Origin of the sequence: Pseudomonas eucalypticola, assembly GCF_013374995.1 — a bacterium.
Classification (GTDB): Bacteria; Pseudomonadota; Gammaproteobacteria; order Pseudomonadales; family Pseudomonadaceae; genus Aquipseudomonas; species Aquipseudomonas eucalypticola.
In genome coordinates, this window is record NZ_CP056030.1 from 1,615,027 (window position 1) to 1,631,110 (window position 16,084).

Annotated in this window: 14 protein-coding genes and 6 tRNA genes; 18 read left to right on the forward strand and 2 right to left on the reverse strand. The window is 63.5% G+C overall.

The features are described from left to right. The first annotated feature begins 4 nt into the window (after window positions 1-4). From HWQ56_RS07505 to HWQ56_RS07580, 16 genes are all read left to right on the forward strand, one after another. Window positions 5-793, forward strand: coding sequence for a ParA family protein (locus tag HWQ56_RS07505; RefSeq protein ID WP_158157222.1), 789 nt, complete (start codon window positions 5-7; stop codon window positions 791-793). Further along, window positions 793-1,623, forward strand: a complete 831-nt coding sequence (locus tag HWQ56_RS07510; RefSeq protein WP_158157224.1) for a CheW domain-containing protein — start codon at window positions 793-795, stop codon at window positions 1,621-1,623. Before HWQ56_RS07505 ends, HWQ56_RS07510 begins: the two co-directional genes overlap by 1 nt. Before the next feature lie 70 nt (window positions 1,624-1,693). Next, window positions 1,694-2,173 carry a chemotaxis protein CheW gene (locus HWQ56_RS07515; protein WP_027981645.1) on the forward strand — a complete coding sequence of 160 codons (480 nt, stop codon included), beginning with the start codon at window positions 1,694-1,696 and terminating at the stop codon, window positions 2,171-2,173. 1 nt (window position 2,174) lies between these two features. After that, the gene (locus HWQ56_RS07520) at window positions 2,175-2,570 is read left to right on the forward strand and encodes a DUF2802 domain-containing protein (RefSeq protein ID WP_158157226.1); all 396 of its coding nucleotides are present in this window, start codon (window positions 2,175-2,177) and stop codon (window positions 2,568-2,570) included. A gap of 133 nt (window positions 2,571-2,703) precedes the next feature. Further along, window positions 2,704-4,182, forward strand: a complete 1,479-nt coding sequence (gene gltX, locus HWQ56_RS07525) for a glutamate--tRNA ligase (protein ID WP_176570127.1) — start codon at window positions 2,704-2,706, stop codon at window positions 4,180-4,182. Between the two features lie 178 nt (window positions 4,183-4,360). Continuing rightward, a tRNA-Ala gene (locus HWQ56_RS07530) sits at window positions 4,361-4,436 on the forward strand. A gap of 71 nt (window positions 4,437-4,507) precedes the next feature. Next, window positions 4,508-4,583, forward strand: a tRNA-Glu gene (locus HWQ56_RS07535). A 53-nt stretch (window positions 4,584-4,636) separates the two neighbouring features. After that, window positions 4,637-4,712: transfer RNA gene (locus tag HWQ56_RS07540), tRNA-Ala, on the forward strand. Between the two features lie 43 nt (window positions 4,713-4,755). Then, window positions 4,756-4,831, forward strand: a tRNA-Glu gene (locus HWQ56_RS07545). Window positions 4,832-4,939: 108 nt separating this feature from the next. Continuing rightward, window positions 4,940-5,015 (forward strand) — tRNA-Ala (locus HWQ56_RS07550). 43 nt (window positions 5,016-5,058) lie between these two features. Beyond that, window positions 5,059-5,134: transfer RNA gene (locus HWQ56_RS07555), tRNA-Glu, on the forward strand. A gap of 184 nt (window positions 5,135-5,318) precedes the next feature. Then, complete coding sequence (locus HWQ56_RS07560; RefSeq protein ID WP_158154335.1) at window positions 5,319-5,858, forward strand: TetR/AcrR family transcriptional regulator; 540 nt, start codon at window positions 5,319-5,321, stop codon at window positions 5,856-5,858. A gap of 15 nt (window positions 5,859-5,873) precedes the next feature. Continuing rightward, window positions 5,874-6,701: an alpha/beta fold hydrolase gene (locus HWQ56_RS07565; protein ID WP_158154334.1), complete on the forward strand. Its 828-nt coding sequence runs from the start codon at window positions 5,874-5,876 to the stop codon at window positions 6,699-6,701. A 48-nt stretch (window positions 6,702-6,749) separates the two neighbouring features. Next, window positions 6,750-7,187 carry an acyl-CoA thioesterase gene (locus tag HWQ56_RS07570; protein WP_158154333.1) on the forward strand — a complete coding sequence of 146 codons (438 nt, stop codon included), beginning with the start codon at window positions 6,750-6,752 and terminating at the stop codon, window positions 7,185-7,187. Window positions 7,188-7,306: 119 nt separating this feature from the next. Then, the gene (locus HWQ56_RS07575; protein ID WP_158154332.1) at window positions 7,307-8,266 is read left to right on the forward strand and encodes a tRNA dihydrouridine synthase; all 960 of its coding nucleotides are present in this window, start codon (window positions 7,307-7,309) and stop codon (window positions 8,264-8,266) included. A gap of 169 nt (window positions 8,267-8,435) precedes the next feature. Beyond that, a complete protein-coding gene (locus HWQ56_RS07580) occupies window positions 8,436-9,599 on the forward strand; it encodes a Kelch repeat-containing protein (RefSeq protein ID WP_158154331.1) in 1,164 nt (387 codons plus the stop codon). Window positions 9,600-9,637: 38 nt separating this feature from the next. On the opposite strand, the gene HWQ56_RS07585 is transcribed toward HWQ56_RS07580, so the two are convergent. Continuing rightward, window positions 9,638-12,931 (reverse strand): sensor domain-containing protein, encoded by a 3,294-nt coding sequence (locus HWQ56_RS07585; RefSeq protein ID WP_158154330.1) that lies wholly within the window; start codon window positions 12,929-12,931, stop codon window positions 9,638-9,640. A gap of 56 nt (window positions 12,932-12,987) precedes the next feature. Further along, window positions 12,988-13,872 carry a LysR family transcriptional regulator gene (locus HWQ56_RS07590; protein ID WP_158154329.1) on the reverse strand — a complete coding sequence of 295 codons (885 nt, stop codon included), beginning with the start codon at window positions 13,870-13,872 and terminating at the stop codon, window positions 12,988-12,990. A gap of 131 nt (window positions 13,873-14,003) precedes the next feature. Here HWQ56_RS07590 and leuC point away from each other — a divergent pair, with 131 nt between their 5' ends. Together leuC and leuD are read left to right on the forward strand one after the other, a co-directional pair. After that, window positions 14,004-15,437: a 3-isopropylmalate dehydratase large subunit gene (gene leuC / locus HWQ56_RS07595; RefSeq protein WP_176570128.1), complete on the forward strand. Its 1,434-nt coding sequence runs from the start codon at window positions 14,004-14,006 to the stop codon at window positions 15,435-15,437. Beyond that, on the forward strand, window positions 15,434-16,075 hold the full coding sequence (gene leuD / locus HWQ56_RS07600) for a 3-isopropylmalate dehydratase small subunit (protein ID WP_158154327.1): 642 nt from the start codon (window positions 15,434-15,436) through the stop codon (window positions 16,073-16,075). Before leuC ends, leuD begins: the two co-directional genes overlap by 4 nt. The last annotated feature ends 9 nt before the right edge of the window (window positions 16,076-16,084 follow it).

Genomic DNA, 16,084 nt, shown 5'->3' on the forward strand with positions numbered 1-16,084 from the left:
CCCCATGAGAGTCTGGGCAGTAGCCAACCAAAAAGGTGGAGTCGGCAAGACCACCACCTCCATCGCCCTGGCCGGCCTGCTGGCCGAGGCGGGCAAGCGCGTGGTCGTGGTCGACCTCGACCCCCACGGTTCCATGACCAGCTACTTCGGGCATAACCCCGACGCGCTGGAGCACAGCTGTTATGACCTGTTCCTGCACAAGGGCCAGGTCCCCCAGGGCTTGCCCGGGCAACTGCTGCTGCCAACCAGTGACGAAAAAGTGGCGCTGCTGCCCTCCAGTACGGCGCTGGCCACCCTCGAACGTCAATCCCCCGGCCAGAGTGGCCTGGGCCTGGTGATCGCCAAGAGCCTGGCGCAACTGTGGCAGGATTTCGACTACGCCATCATCGACAGCCCGCCGTTGCTGGGCGTGCTGATGGTCAATGCCCTGGCCGCCAGCCAGCAGTTGGTGATCCCGGTGCAGACCGAATACCTGGCCGTCAAAGGCCTGGAGCGCATGGTCAACACCCTGGCCATGATCAACCGCTCGCGCAAGCAGCCGTTGCCGTTCAGCATCGTGCCCACGCTGTTCGACCGTCGCACCCAGGCCTCCATGGGCACCCTGCGAGTGCTCAAGGACGCTTATCCGGAGCAGATCTGGCAGGGCTACATTCCGGTGGACACGCGCCTGCGTGATGCCAGCCGCGCCGGCCAGACGCCGTCGCAGTTCGACGCGAAAAGCCGTGGCGTGGTCGCGTACCGCGCCCTGCTCAAGCACCTGCTGTCCCAGCAACTCGTCGCGCAGGTGGCTTGATGACACGTCCGGTCACCCTCGCCACCAAGCCTCAGGTCGCGTTGCAGTCCTACCTGGACGGACTGCTGCAGGACGCCACCGAGGAGCTGGAAGCCAGCCCCGACGTACTGGACGATTTCCAGGCTGCCGTGCTCGAGGAACAGATTCGTGATGCCCGGCCCGAACCCAAATCCGTAGCGGTGCCTGAGCCCGTGGTGGTGCCCGTGCCGCAGCCAGTGCCCGTGCCGGTGATCAGCGAACCTGCCGCGCAAGTTTCCCCGCCCGCTGCCGACATAGTGGTTGCGCAGCCGGTCGAGCCGGTGGCCGAGGTGCACCGCGCCGTGCCGCCCGGCGCCGTGCCGCCCGCGCAGGTGGACGGCCGCCCGAGCTGGGGTGCCGAGCCCTTCGAATGCCTGTTGTTCGACGTTGCTGGCTTGACCCTGGCAGTGCCACTGGTGTGCCTGGGCTCGATCTACTCCCTGGCCGGCCACGAGCTGACGCCGCTGTTTGGTCAGCCCAACTGGTTCCTGGGGATTCTCCCCAGCCAGGCGGGCAACCTGAAAGTCCTCGACACCGCGCGCTGGGTGATGCCCGACCGCTACCGCGATGACTTCCAGCAGGGCCTGCAGTACGTGATTTCGGTACAGGGTTACGAGTGGGGGTTGGCGGTGCATCAGGTCAGCCGCTCGCTGCGCCTGGACCCCAGCGAGATCAAGTGGCGCAGCCAGCGCGGCCAGCGGCCATGGCTGGCCGGCACGGTGATCGAACACATGTGCGCATTGCTGGACGTCTCGGCCCTGGCCGAACTGATCGCCAGCGGTGCCGTGAAACAGATGCAACACCTTAAATGATCAGCGGCGCCGCGCCGGCGCCACTGTACTGCACACACACCGTCGTCACGGTTTTCGAGAGGTTAGGGGTATGAAGAAGTCGTCTGCACAAGGTTCCGAAGATCCTATTCTGCAGTGGGTAACCTTTCGCCTGGACAATGAGTCGTATGGCATCAACGTGATGCAGGTACAGGAAGTACTGCGCTATACCGAAATCGCCCCGGTGCCGGGCGCGCCGAGCTACGTGCTGGGTATCATCAACCTGCGTGGCAACGTGGTCACGGTGATCGACACCCGCCAGCGCTTCGGCCTGATGCCGGCTGACGTCAGCGACAACACCCGTATCGTCATCATCGAAGCCGACAAGCAAGTGGTGGGCATCCTGGTCGACAGCGTGGCGGAAGTGGTCTATCTGCGCCAGTCCGAAGTCGAGACCGCGCCAAACGTGGGTAACGAGGAATCCGCCAAGTTCATCCAGGGCGTGTGCAACAAGAACGGCGAGTTGCTGATTCTGGTCGAGTTGGACAAGATGATGACCGAGGAAGAGTGGTCCGAGCTGGAGAGCATCTGAGTTGATTTTCGAGGTAGGCGTCATTGTGCTGGCCATCCTCTGGGTGGCCACGCTCGCGGTCTTGCTGGCCAACATCCGTGGCCAGCGGGAAATCGCTGCTCAGCAGGCGGCCGGCGATGCCATTCGCGACCAGCGCATCAAGGACCTGGCGAGGCGCGTGGAGGATTACCAGAACGGCACCGTGCGCATGGGTGAAGACCTGCACGAACTGCGCGCCGTGGTCGCGCCACTGCCCGACAAGCTGGCCATGCTGGAGCAGCGTGACCCCTCCAGCCTGTCGTTCGCCCAGGCCGCGCGCCTGGTGGGCATGGGTGCCAGCGTGGATGAGTTGACCCAATCCTGCGGGCTGACCCAGGCTGAGGCGGAGCTGATGAGCAAGTTGCATCGAGGGGGCTGAAGCATCCGGCCAGGCCCCTGGCTGCTCACCCCCTGCTGTACGCCCCGACCACCAAAAACCACCCCCTCACTAGAGCCAACCGCATCGGGCCTGCTAACATCGGCCCTTTGATTCACTCTGCTCGAGACCTTTCATGACCGTTCGTACGCGTATCGCGCCATCGCCCACCGGCGACCCCCATGTCGGCACGGCCTACATCGCCCTGTTCAACTATTGCTTTGCCAAGCAGCATGGCGGCGAGTTCATCCTGCGCATCGAGGACACCGACCAACTGCGTTCGACCCGCGAATCCGAGCAGCAGATCTTCGACGCCCTGCGCTGGCTGGGCATCGAGTGGAGCGAAGGCCCGGACGTGGGTGGGCCCCATGGCCCGTACCGCCAGAGCGAGCGGGGCGATATCTACAAGCAGTACGCCCAGCAACTGGTCGACCTGGGCCATGCCTTCCCGTGCTTCTGCACCGCCGAAGAGCTGGACCAGATGCGCGCCGAGCAACAGGCCCGCGGTGAAACCCCACGCTACGACGGCCGTGCGCTGCTACTGTCTCCCGAAGAAGTAGCCCGACGCCTGGCGGCTGGCGAGCCCCACGTGATCCGCATGAAGGTGCCCACCGAGGGCGTCTGCGTGGTGCCGGACATGTTGCGCGGTGATGTCGAGATCCCGTGGGACCGCATGGACATGCAGGTGCTGATGAAGACCGACGGCCTGCCGACGTACTTCCTGGCCAACGTCGTCGACGACCACCTGATGGGCATCACCCACGTGCTGCGCGGTGAAGAATGGCTGCCCTCGGCGCCCAAGCTGATGAAGCTGTACGAGTACTTCGGTTGGGAACAGCCCAAGCTGTGCTACATGCCGCTGCTGCGCAACCCCGACAAGAGCAAGCTCTCCAAGCGCAAGAACCCGACCTCGGTGACCTTCTACGAGCGCATGGGCTTCATGCCCGAAGCCATGCTCAACTACCTGGGCCGCATGGGCTGGTCGATGCCGGACGAGCGCGAGAAGTTCTCCCTGGCCGAGATGGTCGAGCACTTCGACCTGTCGCGCGTGTCCCTGGGCGGGCCGATCTTCGACATTGAAAAACTGTCCTGGCTCAATGGCCAGTGGTTGCGTGAACTGCCGGTTGAAGAATTCGCCACCCGCGTGCAGAAGTGGGCCTTCAACGCCGACTACATGATGAAGATCGCTCCGCACGTGCAGGGCAGGGTAGAGACCTTCAGCCAGATCGCCCCGCTGGGCGGCTTCTTTTTCGCCGGTGCCCTGCAACTGGACGCCAAGCTGTTCGAGCACAAGAAGCTCTCGCCCGAGCAGGTTCGCCAGGTGATGCAACTGATCCTGTGGAAGCTCGAATCCCTGCGCACCTGGGAAAAGGACCGCATCACCGCCACCATCCAGGCCGTTGTCGAAGCCCTGGAACTGAAGCTGCGCGACGCCATGCCCCTGATGTTCGCCGCCATTACGGGCCAGGCCAGCTCGGTCTCGGTGCTCGATGCCATGGAAATCCTCGGCCCGGACCTGACGCGCTTCCGCCTGCGCCAGGCCCTGGACCTGCTGGGTGGCGTGTCGAAGAAGGAAAACAAGGAATGGGAAAAGCTGCTGGGCGCAATCGCCTGATTTGAGGTTTCTCTCCAGCAAATGTGGGGCAGGGCGCCCGGTTCGTCGGTAAGTGGTTGTATTGCTGGAAAAAAGTTTTGAAAATTTTCAAAAATAAGTTTGACAGCCCTTCGATCCGGTCTTAATATGCGCCCCGTCCACACAGCAACACGCAGAACTGCGAAGCGCTGAAGATTGTGGGGCTATAGCTCAGCTGGGAGAGCGCTTGCATGGCATGCAAGAGGTCAACGGTTCGATCCCGTTTAGCTCCACCACATTCCAGGCCTGAAGTCGTTGTTTGACTTCGGTCAGATCAGATCCAGACTGATCTTGGTAAGAAGGTTTTGTCCCCTTCGTCTAGTGGCCTAGGACACCGCCCTTTCACGGCGGTAACAGGGGTTCGAGTCCCCTAGGGGACGCCAGTTTCACAGAAGCATCGCTGGTACAGGTTGCTCCGTCGCAAGACGAAAAATTTGGGGCTATAGCTCAGCTGGGAGAGCGCTTGCATGGCATGCAAGAGGTCAACGGTTCGATCCCGTTTAGCTCCACCAATTTGCCAGGGTTCGTGAAAGCGGACTTGCTCGAAGGTTTTGCGTCCCCTTCGTCTAGTGGCCTAGGACACCGCCCTTTCACGGCGGTAACAGGGGTTCGAGTCCCCTAGGGGACGCCACGATTTACCCGCTTTGCGGGATTTGAGGCTCATTCGCCTATTGGATGAGCCTTTTGTTTTTAAGTAGCAGCGCCTGTTCGGGTTGCTCCGTCGCAAGACGCTAAATTCGGGGCTATAGCTCAGCTGGGAGAGCGCTTGCATGGCATGCAAGAGGTCAACGGTTCGATCCCGTTTAGCTCCACCAATTTGCCAGAGTTCGTGAAAACGGACTTGCTCGAAGGTTTTGCGTCCCCTTCGTCTAGTGGCCTAGGACACCGCCCTTTCACGGCGGTAACAGGGGTTCGAGTCCCCTAGGGGACGCCACGATTACCCGCTCTGCGGGATTTTTAAGGCTCATTCACTGGTTGAATGGGCCTTTTGTTTGTCTGGCGTTTCACTTTTCCCGCGCTCCTCTTCCTGAACACCCTGACCAGCGGTCAGCGACATCGCTTGCGTAAAAATATTACAGGCATAATATTATCCCCATCATATTCGGAGGTGCCTTGTGATGCTCGACAAGAAAGCCCAGAGCCGTGAACGCATCCTGGAGGCGGCTCGCAAGGCCATGATCCAACGTGGCGTCGCCGACCCCAGTGTCAGTGAAGTGATGGGGGCAGCTGGCATGACCGTTGGCGGTTTCTATGCCCACTTCGACAGCAAGGACGCCCTGATGCTGGAGGCCTTCAGCCAGTTGCTGGGTGAGCGTCGTGGCCTGCTCGACCAAGTCGACCCCAGCCTGTCGGCACCGGAGCGTCGGGCCCTGATGGCGACGTATTACCTGTCTCGCAAGCACCGCGATGCCGAAGACCGCGCCTGCCCGCTGCCGACCGCACTGGCGGAAATGGGCCGGCTGCCCGAGGCGTTTCGCAGCGTGCTGACCGAGCACCTGGAACTGCTGGTGGCACAACTGGCCGACCGCCCCGAGGACACCGATACCGCGCTGGCGGACCTGGCCTTGATGATTGGCGGCCTGGCCTTGGGCCGAGCCCTTGGCCCCGGCGACCTGTCCGACCGTATTCTGCGCGCGGCCAAGGCCGCTGTGCGCTGACCCAGGAGTGCTGCCATGACCACCCTCAACTGGATTCGCGGCGTCAACCGTACTCTCGGGCACCTGGCGCCCCGGCACGCGGCCGCCCGCATGCGCTTGGCGTTCATGCAACCGCGTACCTTGCCGCCCCGTGACTGGGAGCTGCCTTTGTTGGCGCGCGCCGAGCGCATCACCTTGCGTTTCGGCCTCTCGGTGTTGCGCTGGGGCCAGGGCCCGACGGTGCTGCTGATGCACGGTTGGGAAGGGCGGCCAACCCAGTTCGCCGTCCTCACCGAGGCGCTGTTGCTGGCCGGCTACAGCGTGGTGGCCCTGGAGGGGCCGGGGCATGGACGCTCGCGGGGTAGCCAGGCCCACGTGGTGCTGTTCGCCCACGCGCTGCTGGAGGCCGCTGCGGAGCTGCCGCCATTGCGGGCGGTGGTGGGCCACTCCATGGGTGGTGCGGCGGCGTTGCTGGCCAGCCAGTGGGGCCTGAGGGTCGAGGCGCTGGTGACCATCGCGGCGCCGGCGCGCATTCTTGGCATGCTGCGCCATTTCGCTGCCCACGTCGGCCTGCCGGCCCGTGCCCGCTCGGCGTTCATTCACCAGGTGGAGGGCATTGTCGGCCTGCCCGCCGCACAGCTGGACGTCAGTCGCTATCAACTGGAAATGCCCGGGCTGGTGGTGCACGCCGAAAATGATCCGCTGGTGCCTGTGGCCGAGGCGCGCGCCATTCACCAGGCCTGGTTCGACAGCCGGCTGCTGGTCGTGCCCGACGGCGGCCATCAGCGCCTGCTGGCCGACCCCGGCGTGATCGAAGCCGTGCTGGGGTTGCTCAATGGCCAGTGGGTGCGCCAATCGGCGTGAGGGTGCGCTAGACTGCCCCCTGCCTATCAAGCAGGAGCGAGAACGCGCATGAACTGGGACCTGGCTACGCCCTTTGTGATCGACCTGAGTGTCGGTGCCGACGATATCGATGGACTCGGGCACGCCAACAATGCCGTCTACGTGACGTGGCTGGAACGGTGCGCCTGGCGCCATTCCCAGCGCCTGGGGCTGGACCTGAGCGAATACCGGCGCCTGGACCGGGCCATGGCGGTGGTGCGTCATGAAATCGACTATCTGGCGGCGGCCTATGAAAATGATGAGCTGCAATTGGGCACCTGGATTGTCGAGTCGGACCAGAAGTTGAAAATGACCCGGCGGTTCCAGCTGATGCGCCCGCGTGACGGGGCGACCTTGCTGCGCGCCCATACCACGTTCTGCTGCATCGAGCTGTCCAGTGGCAAGCCCAAGCGCATGCCGCCCGAGTTCATCGACGGTTACGGACCGGCGGTGCTGCGCCTGGCGTAAGCACCGGCGCTGACCGTGTCGCGTTTACGCGTCGTACCTGCCGCCGCGCGGGGCCTGGGACGCGGCCAGGTCCGCTGCTACAATGGCGCTCCTTTTTTCATCCCTCCCCGAGATTCCCCATGCACATTGCCCTGGCCCCCATGGAAGGCCTGGTCGACAACATCCTGCGTGACGTGCTGACCCGTGTCGGCGGTATCGACTGGTGTGTCACCGAGTTCATTCGCGTCAACGACATGCTCCTGCCGCCCGCGGTGTTCCACAAGATGGCCCCGGAGCTGGCTGACGGCTGCGTGACGCCGGCAGGCACCCAGATGCGCGTGCAGTTGCTGGGTTCGGACCCTGCGTGCCTGGCCGACAACGCCGCGCTGGCCGTCAGCCTGGGCGCGCCGGTGATCGACCTGAACTTCGGCTGCCCGGCCAAGACCGTGAACAAGTCCCGGGGCGGGGCGGTACTGCTCAAGGAACCCGAGCTGCTGCACAGCATCCTGTGCGAAGTACGCCGCGCCGTGCCAGCGCACATTCCGGTGACCGCCAAGATGCGCCTGGGCTTCGACAGCCCTGACGGCGCCCTGGTGTGCGCCGAGGCCCTGGCCGAAGGCGGCGCCGAGGTGCTGGTGGTGCATGCGCGCACCAAGGTCGACGGCTACAAGCCACCGGCCCATTGGGAGTGGGTGGCGCGGGTACGTGACGTGGTCAAGGTACCGGTCTATGCCAACGGTGAAGTCTGGACCGTCGACGACTGGCGCCGTTGCCGCGAGATCAGCGGCGTGCCAGATATCATGCTCGGCCGGGGCCTGGTCTCGCGCCCGGACCTGGCCCGGCAGATCGCCGCCGCCCAGGCTGGCATCGAACTGGCGCCAATGACCTGGGCAGAACTGATGCCGTTGTTGCAGGCGTTCTGGCGCCAGGCGGTTCGCGACCTCACCCCGCGCCAGGCGCCTGGGCGACTGAAGCAGTGGCTGGCCATGCTCACCCGCACCTTCCCCGAGGCCGTGGAGCTGTTCACCCTGGTGCGGCGCGAAACCGACTGCGACCGGGTCGGGCAATTGCTGGGTGTGCAGGCGCTGGAAGCCGCCTGAACCCTGCCATACCTGCAGCTGCTGCCTTAATGTCGTGTTGGCCGCGCATGCGCGGCACGGCGCTGTACCTGTCAAATCTGACAGGTGTGCATCAGCAATGGATCCTGTCCAATGACCTCAAGCCTCCTGCACTCTCTCAGGGGGCAGGCATTGCGCCAGAGGTACAATCATGAGCCGTGAAACATCCACAGACCAAAACCCTATGGGGGCTTTAGAGCACTTCCAGAGTCGCTATATGGAAGATGTCTCGGTACAGCGTTGGTTCGGTATCCGCGAATCGCTGTCGGGCATATTCGAGCGGGCTGCTGGGCTGCATTCAATACGCCTGCTGCATTCGGCCAGTGCCATCTCGCAATCGAGAGTATTGGTGATCGGCGGTTTGGATGCGGAGCAGGTCCTGGACGGGGGCGAAATCTACAACCCCGCGTTGGACAACTGGTCTGTCACCGAGCCGCTTGCCCTTCCTCGATATTCGCATACGGCCACGGTATTGGCTGACGAGGAGCGGGTTGTGGTGATGGGAGGGCGCTCCCCTTCCGGTGACGCCTTGGATAGCGTTGAAATCTATGAGGTGGGGCTGGGTCGGTGGCGGGCTGGTAAGCCGATGTTCATGCCGCGCGTGGAGCATACCGCAACCCTGCTCCAATCAGGGCATATCCTGGTGGTCGGTGGCCGCTACTTTAAAGAGGGCGCTGGTACAGTGCTCGGGGATGTTGAGTTGTATGACCCTGTCGGTGACCAGTGGCAGCCCGTTGCCAGCCTTGCCCACAAGCGGTTCGGGCACACGGCAACGCTTTTATCGGATGGGAAGGTAGTCATCGTGGGGGGGACATCGAGCAACGCGGTGGTGCGGGAAACGGAGGTGCTGGATCCCGCGACAGGCGAGTGGGGCCCAGGCGCAGCGTTACCTGACGCCCGTGCCAATCATACGGCGACACGGCTGGCTGACGATTGCGTGCTGATAGCCGGTGGTGGGGTGCCGTTAGAGTCTATCCGCTTCAAGAGAACTTATATTTACCGTGCCGAGGTGGATAAGTGGGAGGAGGGGGCGTGGTTACCCGTGCCTGTATCCGGCGCCACTGCAGTGCAGCTCCCATCGGGAAACGTCATGCTTGTCGGTGGCGTCGCGGAACAGGATTCCCCTCGGATAGCGCAGATTTTCAACCCCCTCACGAAGAATTGGTCCTCGACCTACCCGCACGAGATGAATTACCCGCTATTGTTTCACACGGCCACTGTACTGGCTGTTGGTGAGGTGCTTATTGTCGCCGGCACTGATCCGCGGCTTCCTCACGTCAACCCTATCGACTGGGTATGTCGATATAAGCCGTGACAATAGGTGGGGGCGGGGTACGCACCATGAGTGGCCAGTTAGCCGTGTTGTTCGTCAATCAACATCTGTCGAAACTCCGCCACCGGCAACGGCCGGCTGTGCAGGTAGCCCTGGTACAGGTGGCACCCCAGGCGTTCCAGGAACTCCAACTGCTCTGATAGCTCCACGCCCTCGGCGATCACGCTCAGTTCCAGGCTGCGGGCCATGGCGACGATGGCGCGAACGATTTCGGCGTCGTTGGGGTCCTGGGGCGCGTCGCGGACGAACGATTGGTCGATCTTCAAGGCATCCACCGGCAGGCGCTTGAGGTAGGTCAGGGATGAATAGCCGGTACCGAAGTCGTCCATGGCGAAGCTGACCCCCAGTTTCTTCAGGCTGCGCATCTTGCTGATGGTGTCTTCCAGGTTCTGGATGACGATGCCTTCGGTAATTTCCAGGGTCAGCAGCGAGCAGGGCAGGTGGTGCTGGTTGAGGCTGCGCTCCACCCGCTGGACGAAGTCGTTCTGGCGGAATTGGCGGGGGCTGATGTTCACGCACAGGGCGAATTCGGTGGGGTCGATCAAGCCCTCCTGCAGCAGCTGCGCGCAGATACGGCAGGCCTCGTCGAGGATCCAGCTGCCCACCTCCAGGATCAGGCCGCTTTCTTCCAGTACCCGGATGAACTGGGCCGGTGATTGCTGGCCCAGCAGCGGATGATGCCAGCGCAGCAACACTTCAGCGCCGACGATGCGGTCGTCACGGGCGTCCACCTGGGGCTGCAAGTGCAGGCTCAGCTCACCCCGGGCCAGGGCCATGCGCAGGTCGTTCTCCATCTGCAGCCGCTCGCTGGCGGCCTTCTGCATGCTGTTATGGAACAACTGCGTGGTGTTGCGGCCCGAATCCTTGGCGCGATAGAGGGCGATATCGGCGCGCTTGAGCAGGTCGGCGGGCGTGCTCCCGTGGTCGGGAATCAGCGCCACGCCGATGCTGGGGGTGACCTGCAGGCGCTGGCCGTCCAGGGACATGGGTTCGGCGAGCAATTCGCGCAGGGTGTCGGCCAGTTCACGCACCTGGGCAGTAACGTCGGCACGGTTGCCCTCCAGGCCGGTGAGCAACACCACGAATTCGTCGCCGCCCAGGCGCGCCACGGTGTCTTCCAGGCGCACGCTGGCTTCCAGGCGCGCGGTGATGATCTTCAGCACCGTGTCGCCAACCGGGTGGCCGAGGGAATCGTTGATGTGCTTGAAATGGTCCAGGTCCAGAAACAGCAGGGCGCCACGCAGGTTGTGGCGCTTGAGCAGGGCAATCTGCTGGCTCAGGCGGTCCATGAGCAGGGCGCGGTTGGGGAGGTTGGTCAACGGGTCGTGGTAGGCCAGGTGGCGGATCTGCGCCTGGGCGTTCTTGAGCTGGCTGACATCCCGGGCGTTGAGCAGCAGGCACCGGGTCTCGTTGAGGGTGATGGGCTCGATGGAAACCTCCAGGGTCAAGGCTTCACCCTGTTTGTTGCGCCCGATCAACTCACGGTGGCGCACCCGGCCATGGTCTTCCACTTCGCCCAGCAGCAGGGCCTGCTGGCGCGGGTCGGCCCAGAAGCCGATATCGTCGACGCTGCGCCCCAGCACTTCGTCGGCGCTGTAGCCGGTCAACCGGCAGAAACCGTCGTTGACCTCGAGGTAGCGACCACTGTCGCGCTCGGTGATGGTGATGGCGTCCGGGCTTGAGTGGAAGGCCTTGGCGAATTTCTCTTCGCTGCTTTTGAGCGCTGCTTCCGCCCGTTGCTGCTGGGTGATATCGCGCAGGGTGGTGACCACGCAGGGCTGGTTGTCGACACTGATCAGCCGGCTGGAAATCAGGCAGGTCAGCAATTGCCCGTTCTTGTGCATGACTTGCACGGCGACATTGTTCAGCGCCCGCTCGCGTATGACTTGCTCGATGCGCAGCAAGCGTTCGGCACTGTCCACCCAGAAGCCCAGTTCGTCTGGCCCCGCGCTCATGACTTCGGCGGCGGTCCAGCCGAAGGTCTGGGTAAAGCTGGGGTTGATCTCGATGAACTGGCCGCTGTCCTGCAGGGTCACGCAGATAGGGTCGGTGCTGGCCTGGAACAGGCTGGCGAATTTCTCTTCGGAACTGGCCAGGCGCTGTTCGCGTTCCACCTGTTCGGTGATGTCCAGCAAGGTGCCCGCCATGCGCAGGGGTTGGCCGTGGTCGTCGCGGTACAGGCGGGCGCGGCTTTCCAGGTAGCGCGAGCCACCGTTTTCCAGGGCGATGCGGTAAGTGATCTGGTAATTGCCCGCCGGGCCCTCGCGCAGGCTGCGGTAGGCCTGGCGCATGCTGTTGCGTTCATCGTCCGGTACCCCCTCGAAAAACGCTTCGAAGGATTCATGAAAAGGCTCCGCGGGCAGGCCATGCAGTTGCGCGGCCCGGGCCGAGCCATAGAGCATGCCGCTGGGAATGTGCCAGTCCCAGGTGCCCAGTTGGGCGGAATCGAGGGCCAGGTCCAGGCGTTCCTGGCTATCCTTGAGGGCCTGTGCGGCGCGTTTGCTGTCACTGGTGTCGATGAAGGTGCTGAGCAAATAGCTGACGTTGTCCAGCTCGATGTTCTGGGTGCACAGGATGCCGTCGTGTATCTGCCCGGAGCTGGCGCACAACTGCACCTCCATGTTCACGGGTTCGAAGGTGTGGCGGGTAACTTCCAATAGCCGCCGGCGCTGTTCGGGGTCGGCCCACAACCCCAGTTCCACGGTGGTCTTGTTGATGATCTGGGCGGCCGACCACCCCAGGATCTTCTCGAAATGCTGGTTCACCTCATGGATCAGGCCGTCGTGGCGCCGTGTCAGCAGCACCACGTTGGGGCTGAGGTGGAACAGGGTGGCGAAGCGTTTTTCCGAGTTGATCAAAGCGGTTTCGCGGTCGCGCTGGCGGGTGATCTCACGGATGACCCCGACCATGCGCGCGCGGCCTTCCTTGCCGGTCACCAGGCTGCCGTTGATCTCCAGCCAATGCAGGCTGCCGTCCGGCCAGCGGATACGGTGGCGCATGGCCTGCTCCACCGGTTCGCCGCGCAACACGGCCTGAAAGGCCTGCACCGTGCGGTTGCGGTCTTCCTCGGGCAGCAAGTCCAGGTAGTCCACGTCGTTGGGCAGCGGCTGGTGCGGGTCGAAGCCGAACAGCGCCTGGGTCCCGCGTGACCAGCTTACCTGGCCGGTTTCAATGTCCCAGAACCAGGCGCCCAGGTGCGCGCCGTTGAGGGCGGCCAGCAATTGCGGGGCGCTTTCCCAGGTCTGCTCGGATTCCTGGGGGTCGGCCGCATGGATACGCGGCAAGCGCGGAAAGCGTGATGCTGACTTGGGCATGGACCAGACCTTTGGCGAATAACGCTTCCTTAAGGTAGACCTTCTGTGCGCACCTGCTAGCCGCCGAACGTGCTGCCCTGGGCATCGAGCAGCGCCATGAAGGCCCGGGCGGCGTTGGACAGCGTTCTTTCGGTGTGCACGATGTAGCCTAGCTGGCGACTGAGCTGTATGCCCGCCAATGGAATACTGCGTACCTGGTCGTCGAGCATGGTGCGTGGCAGCACGCTCCAGGCCAGGCCGATGGACACCATCATCTTGATGGTTTCCATGTAGTTGGTGCTCATGGCGATGTTGGCCGTCAGGCCCCGGGCCTCGAACAGCCGCTGGACGATATGGTGGGTAAAGGTGTTGCCGCCGGGAAACACTGCCGGGTGGTGGGCGATGTCCGCCAGGGTCACCGCGCCGTTGAGGGCCAGCGGGTGCTCGGGGGCCACCACGAAGTCCAGCGGGTCGTCCCACACCGGCGCGGCGCGCACCAGGTGGTGGGGTTCCGGCGCCAGGGTGATGACCGCCAGCTCGGCACGGCCATGGAGGATTTCTTCGTAGGCCACTTCCGAATCCAGGAACTGGATGTCCAGCGCCACCGCCGGGTACTGGCGGGTGAACGCGCGCAGCACCGGAGGCAGGCGGTGCAGGCCGATGTGGTGGCTGGTGGCCAGTGTCAGGCGGCCGCTGACCTCGCCGGTAAGGTTGGTCAGTGCGCGGCGGGTATCGTCCAGCACATTGAGAATCTGGTAGGCGCGTGGCAGCAGGGCGCGGCCGGCCTCCGTCAGGCTGACTTCACGCCCCAGGCGGTCGAACAGGCGTACATTGAGTTGTTGTTCAAGCCCGGCGATGCGTTTGCTGATCGCCGGCTGGGTCAGGTGCAAGCGTTCGCCGGCCCCGGAAAAGCTGCCTGTTTCGGCGATGGCGAGGAAAGCGTTGAGGTTGGCCAGGTCCATCCAGTCGGATTCCTATTGGTTATCCAAAGCATGAAAATTATGAATTTGAGTAATCCAATGTAACCCCTTAGCATTCGCCCTACAAGCCAAGCGGTTATTGGCACAGAAAAGATACTGATGAGGAAAGTCTGATGGCCGGCAAAACGCTCTACGACAAGCTCTGGGACTCGCATTTGGTCAAGCAGCGCGACGACGGTTCGGCGCTGATCTACATTGATCGTCACATCATCCATGAAGTGACCTCGCCCCAGGCTTTCGAAGGCCTGCGCCTGGCCGGTCGCAAGCCATGGCGCATCGACGCCAACATTGCCACCCCGGACCACAACGTACCGACCACGCCAGAGCGCAAGGGCGGCATCGACGCTATCGTCGACCAGGTGTCGCGCCTGCAGGTGCAGACCCTGGACGACAACTGCGACGAGTACGGCATCACCGAGTTCAAGATGAACGACGTGCGCCAGGGCATCGTTCACGTCATCAGCCCGGAGCAGGGCGCCACCTTGCCGGGCATGACCGTGGTCTGCGGTGACTCGCACACCTCCACCCACGGTGCGTTCGGGGCCCTGGCCCACGGTATCGGCACCTCGGAAGTGGAACACGTGCTGGCCACCCAGTGCCTGGTGGCCAAAAAGATGAAGAACATGCTGGTGCGTGTCGAGGGCAAGCTGCCATTCGGCGTCACCGCCAAGGACATCGTGCTGGCCGTGATCGGCAAGATCGGTACCGCCGGCGGCAATGGCCACGCCATGGAATTCGCCGGCAGCGCTATCCGCGACCTGTCGGTGGAAGGCCGCATGACCATCTGCAACATGTCCATCGAGGCGGGCGCCCGCGTGGGCCTGGTGGCGGCGGACGAGAAGACCATCGCCTATGTCGAAGGCCGCCCGTTCGCGCCAAAAGGCGAGAACTGGGCCAAGGCGGTTGAAGCCTGGAAAGACCTGGTTTCCGACGCCGACGCCGTGTTCGATACCGTGGTGGAACTGGATGCCGCGCAGATCAAGCCGCAAGTGAGCTGGGGCACCTCGCCGGAAATGGTATTGGCCGTAGACCAGAACGTGCCGGACCCGGCCCAGGAAGCCGACCTGGTCAAGCGTGGCTCCATCGAGCGCGCCTTGAAGTACATGGGCCTGAGCGCCAACCAGGCGATCACCGATATCCAGCTGGACCGCGTGTTCATCGGCTCGTGCACCAACTCGCGCATCGAAGACCTGCGTTCGGCCGCCGAAATCGCCAAGGGCCGCAAGGTGGCCGCGACCATCAAGCAGGCCATCGTGGTGCCAGGCTCGGGCCTGGTCAAAGAGCAGGCCGAGAAGGAAGGCCTGGACAAGATCTTCATCGAAGCAGGCTTCGAATGGCGTGAACCGGGCTGCTCCATGTGCCTGGCCATGAACCCCGACCGCCTGGAGTCGGGCGAGCATTGCGCGTCCACCTCCAACCGCAACTTCGAAGGGCGTCAGGGCGCCGGCGGCCGTACCCACCTGGTCAGCCCGGCCATGGCCGCCGCCGCCGCGGTGACCGGCCGTTTCATCGATGTCCGTGAATTGATCCAAGGGAGCGCAGCATGAAAGCCTTTACCCAGCACACCGGCCTCGTCGCGCCATTGGACCGTGCCAACGTCGACACCGACCAGATCATTCCCAAGCAATTCCTGAAGTCGATCAAGCGCACCGGTTTCGGCCCCAACCTGTTCGACGAGTGGCGCTACCTGGACGTCGGCCAGCCGTACCAGGACAACTCCAAGCGCCCGCTGAATAAAGACTTCGTGCTCAACCACGACCGTTACCAGGGCGCCAGCGTGCTGCTGGCCCGGGAGAACTTCGGCTGCGGCTCCAGCCGCGAGCACGCACCATGGGCACTGGAAGAATACGGCTTCCGTACCATCATCGCGCCCAGCTACGCCGACATCTTCTTCAACAACAGCTTCAAGAACGGCCTGTTGCCGATCATCCTCGACGATGCCGAAGTGGATGAGCTGTTCAAGCAAGTGGAAGCCAACCCTGGCTACCAGTTGACCATCGACCTGCAAGCCCAGACCGTCACCCGCGCCGACGGCAAGGTGCTGAGCTTCGAGATCGACGAATTCCGCAAGCACTGCCTGCTCAACGGCCTGGACGACATCGGCCTGACCCTGCAGGATGGCGACGCCATCGCGGCGTTCGAGAGCAAGCACCGCGCCAGCCAGCCCTGGTTGTTCCGCGGCTGAGTCGAGATT